This window comes from Oscillibacter sp. KLE 1745 (genome assembly GCF_000469445.2).
Lineage (GTDB): Bacteria > Bacillota > Clostridia > Oscillospirales > Oscillospiraceae > Oscillibacter > Oscillibacter welbionis.
The window spans coordinates 1-3948 of sequence record NZ_KI271684.1; the positions used below are offsets into that span (position 1 = coordinate 1).

At 62.6% G+C, this 3948-nt stretch carries 2 protein-coding genes; one reads left to right on the forward strand and one right to left on the reverse strand.

Annotated features, from left to right (window positions below; genetic code table 11):
• Nucleotides 1-341: 341 nt before the first annotated feature.
• Entirely contained in the window at nucleotides 342-1619 is a 1278-nt protein-coding gene (locus tag HMPREF1546_RS02970) for a serine dehydratase subunit alpha family protein (protein WP_021748369.1), read from the reverse strand.
• Nucleotides 1620-1810: 191 nt separating this feature from the next.
• Between HMPREF1546_RS02970 and HMPREF1546_RS02975 the strand changes: the two genes are divergently transcribed.
• A complete protein-coding gene (locus HMPREF1546_RS02975; RefSeq protein ID WP_367646050.1) occupies nucleotides 1811-3859 on the forward strand; it encodes a sigma-54 interaction domain-containing protein in 2049 nt (682 codons plus the stop codon).
• The last annotated feature ends 89 nt before the right edge of the window (nucleotides 3860-3948 follow it).

Below are 3948 nucleotides of genomic sequence, written 5' to 3' on the forward strand. Positions count from 1 at the left end.
CCCGCCCATACGGGCGGGGGCCGCCTGCCCCGGATCCGCCCCAGCACGCTGCCGCAGCGGTCTGTCTGGACCTCGTCGAAGCCGGATTCCTACATCTTCCCACTGTACCAGTTCTGCCACCCCCTGCTCCCGGCCGGAGGGGCCGGGGATGCGGACGGTCTCCTGGCAGAAGGGATCAGCAGTTCCTCCCGGCTGTCCTGTTCACTCCATTTTCCGCAGCGCACCGCGCTGCTTAAGATACTCCTATGGTAGGGGATTTCGCCGGAAAAATCAACCCCGGAAAAAAGCCGCCCGGCGGGAGTTTCCCGCGGGGCGGCTTTGAAGGACGCAGGCGCATACATTTAGGCGTCCTTCTTCATCATGATGTCCAGGATGGTCTTGTCGGTCTCCACCATGCCGGAGGTGCTGACCAGGCCCATGTTGCGGATGGCCTGCTCCGGCGTCTTGCCGCAGATGCCGTCCGTGGACTGGAGCACCACATCGCTCATGGCCAGTTGGGCACACATGATGGCGGCGTTGGTGGCAGTAGCCAGCTTCAGGGCGCAGCCGATCTTGCCGCCGTCGCAGATCATACCGGTGAGGTTGCCGCTCATGTTGATGATGGCCTTGCCGATCTGCTCATCGCTGCCGCCCATCAGCCACACCATGGACGCGGCGGAGGCGGTGGCGGCAGAGACGCCGCAGCCGCAGGTGGCAGACAGCTTGCCGGTGAAGATCTTGATATACACGTTCAGGGTGTGGGAAAAGGCCAGCGCCTTTTCCAGCTGCTCCTTGGAGGAGCCCAGGTGCTTGGCCAGCTCCACCACAGGGATGATGGCAGTGATGCCGTGGTTGCCGCTGCCGGCGCTGCTCATAACGGCGTAGGGGCAGCCGCTCATGCGGCCCTCGGCGCTGCTGGCCACCCGCAGCATGGTGTTGGCCGCGAAGCTGTCGCCCAGCAGGTCTGCCTTCTTCAGGGCCGTGGCGATGCCAACGCCCAGGGTGTGCTCCAGGCCGAAGTCGGCCAGCTTCTCATTCATATCCATGCCATCCAGCATGAAGGCCAGCTCCTCCTCGCTGCACTGGTCCACCAGGGCGCGGATCTCCGCCACAGTCATGGGAGCCAGCCGCTCATGGAGCTCATCCTGTCCACCGGCCGCATACTCCTTCTTCACCAGCACGTCGTTGTTCCGCACGGTGAGGACGATGTTGGAGTGGGTACCCCGGATCTCGCTGATGCCAATGCCGGCGGTGGTGATTACCTCTGCCCGGGCATACAACTGTGTCTCCTCCTGCTTGATCATCACCACTACATGGCGGTCCTCCACCAGCCGGATGGCCTCGTCGCTGACGCCGGGAGTGATGTCCTCCAACAGCTGGAGACTCTTCTCCGGGTTGCGCAAGCAGGCGCCCAGAGCGGCGGCGTACTTCAGCCCCACCCGGGAGAAGCCGGGGATGCCCACGCTCATGCCGTTCTTATAGATGCCGGGGTTGACTTCCACCTTGATGGAGACGATGTCTCCGCCGATGGCATGGCTGGCGTCAGCGGTGGCCAGGGCCACGCACACCGGCTCCGTGCATCCCAGAGCGGGGACGACCTCCTGCCGCAGCAGGGTCAGCAGTTCTTCTTTCGTAATCATGAGGGAAGCTCCTTTCTGTATCCAGGCGAATCTCCAATGGCCCGCAACATATTCAACCTGATAAGATAAGCAAATTTCGTGCCAACTGCCTCCCCCGTGAATTTCCTGAAAAAACAGCCTCTCCCCCTTGTAAAGGAGAGCGAATTATGGGAAAATGGTCAAAGTAAATGGTTAATTGGGAGGTGAGCTGCGTGGAAAAAAAGGCAATCTCCATCATTGCGCTGGACCCCAGAGCTGCCCGCTCCTATGGGCGGGATGTGGAGGGCCTGTTCGGAGAGGTGGCGGATGTCTCGGTGTTTTCCGTCATGGACGGGAGCGCCATGGGCATGCTGCCCCATGCGGATCTGTTCGCCGCCTCCACGGACGCCTTTGGGTCGCCGGAAGAGCTGGCCCGCCACGTGCCTATCGACAGTCAGACCATGGCGGTGCAGGCCTCCTTCCGCTGGCAGGAGCTGCGGCGGCTGAAGGAACTGCCCGCCGGCAGCCGGGTGCTGTTTGTCAACATGACGGAGACCATGGCCCGGGAGGCCATCGCCCAGCTGGAGCAGTTCGGCATCACCCACGTCCATTGGATTCCCTTCTATCCCGGGGCAGAGCTGCCGGGGGATGTGCACATCGCAGTGACACCGGACGAGATGCGCTATGTGCCGGAGGAGATCGAGACCAAAATCGACGTGGGACAGCGGGCCTGCACCTCCGGCATGATGATCGAGATCGCCCTGCGGCTGGGGCTGGAGCATCTGCTGGAGACGGAGAAATTCCAGACCTATTTCCAATCGATTGCAACCAGCAATTACAGCTTTGACCAGATGTTCGCCCGCTCCATCCGGCTCGAGAGCCAATTCCATATTTTAATGGAGACGCTGGAGGACGGCGTGGTGGGCGTCAACGAACGGGGCGAGGTCTTCGCCTGCAACCGCCATGCGGAGGAAATCACCCGTACCAGCGCCGACTTGGTGATGGGCAAGCCGGCCTCTCAGGTCTTCCCCTATCTCCCCTTCTCGAAATGTTTACAGGAGCGGGAGCGGCTGCCTGCCAAAATCATCCGCCTCAACGGCATCAACGTCAGCGCGGAGGTGGTGCCGGTGATGCGGCAGCGGGCCTGCATCGGCGCGTTTGCCATCCTGCAGCGGTTCAACGACGTGGAGGCCCGGCAGAGCCAGCTGCGCAACCAGCTGCTTCACAAGGGCTACCGCGCCAAGTACGGCTTTGAGGATGTGATCGGGGAGTCGGATGCCATCCAGAAGGCCAAGGAGGTGCTGCGGCGGATGGCTGTCAGCGAGAGCCCCATCCTGCTGATCGGCGAGACCGGCACCGGCAAGGAGCTGTTCGCCCACGCGGTCCACCGGGCCTCCCGGCGGCGGAACGGGCCCTTCGTGGCCATCAACGTGGCGGCCTTCCCGGAAAACCTGCTGGAGAGCGAGCTCTTCGGCTATGAGGAGGGGGCCTTCACCGGCGCCAAAAAGGGCGGCCGCCTGGGCCTGCTTGAGATCTCCCACCAGGGCACGCTGTTTCTGGACGAGGTGGAGGGCATGAGTCCGGCTCTTCAGGTCAAGCTGCTCCGGGTCCTGCAGGAACGGGAGATCATGCGGGTGGGCGGCACCTCCATCATTCCCATCGACGTGCGGATCGTGGCCGCCACCAACGAGTCTCTGGAGCGGAAGGTGGCGGAGGGCACCTTCCGCCGGGATCTGTATTACCGTCTCAGCACCCTGCCCATCGTCATCCCGCCCCTGTCGGAGCGGGGGGACGATCTGTTCCTGATCCTGGAGCAGTTCCAAAAGGAGCTGGGCGGCAGCTTCCGCCTGACGCCTCAGGTGCGGGGCTTTCTGAAATCCTACTCCTGGCCGGGCAACATCCGGGAGCTGCGGAACGTAGTGGAGTACTTTCTCTACACCGGCCACGATCCCATCACCATGGAGGACCTGCCCCCCACCGTGTTCCACAGAGCCCCGCAGGCGCCGATCCGGCAGTTGCCGGAGACGCCGCAGCAGCCTTCTTCTGATGTGTTCCGCTTTGTGCTGGAACAGCTGTATCAGGCCTCAGAGGCCCGGCAGCCCATCGGCCGGGAGCGGCTGCTGCAGCTGGCGCGGGATGCTTTTGTCCCCACTTCCCAACAGGAAATCCGAAGCATTCTGGCCCAGATGGCAGACCAGGGACTGGTCCGGGTCAGCCGGGGGAGGGGCGGCAGCCAGCTGACGCCGGAGGGCCGGCAGCTATACGAAACTAGTCGAATTTGATATTTAGATCAACCAATAAAACCATTTGAAAGCAAATTTGAGAAAACCGGTACCAAAATACGGCTCCGGGCGGGTTTGGCTTATCTGCC